This is a genomic window from Microlunatus ginsengisoli (assembly GCF_039537205.1).
Classification (GTDB): Bacteria; Actinomycetota; Actinomycetes; order Propionibacteriales; family Propionibacteriaceae; genus Microlunatus; species Microlunatus ginsengisoli.
The window spans coordinates 1-574 of record NZ_BAABAB010000069.1 but is presented as its reverse complement, the minus strand read 5'-3'; the positions used below and the strand labels follow the sequence as shown (position 1 = coordinate 574).

The window sequence follows — 574 nt, the reverse complement described above, 5'->3', positions numbered from 1 at the left end:
GTCACCGCCTCCGCCACCGTCCCCGTGTTCGGCGAACTGATCACCGACCCGATCGAAACCGTGCAAAAGATCGACTCCGCCTTCGCCATCCTGCTCGGCGGCCTCACCTTCGTCATCGCCACCGTCGGCATCAACATCGTCGCCAACTTCATCTCCCCCGCATTCGACTTCTCCAACGTCAACCCCAAGAAGATCTCCTGGCGGATGGGCGGCATGATCGCCGCCGTCGGCTCCGTCCTCCTCACCCCCTGGAACTGGTACAACTCCTCCGAAGGCATCCTCTACACCCTCGGCATCCTCGGCGGCCTGATCGGACCCCTCTTCGGCATCCTCATCGCCGGCTACTACCTCGTCTCCAAACAACGCGTCTGGGTCGACGACATGTTCATCATGACCGAAACCGGCCGCTACTGGTTCACCCGCGGCTGGAACCCCAACGCCGTCGCCGCCACCCTGATCGGCGGCATCCCCGCCATCGCCATCGTCCTCACCACCGGCGCCCTCTTCGCCAACTCCGACAACATCCTCCTCTCCCACGGCGGCGACTTCTCCTGGTTCGTCGGCTGCGGCCTCG

General features: G+C 64.5%; 1 protein-coding gene. It reads left to right on the top strand.

The window, feature by feature from the left end; all coding sequences use genetic code 11:
- Positions 1-574, top strand: a 574-nt coding sequence (locus ABD747_RS26630; protein WP_344810192.1) for a cytosine permease, incomplete at both ends; no start/stop codon positions are given.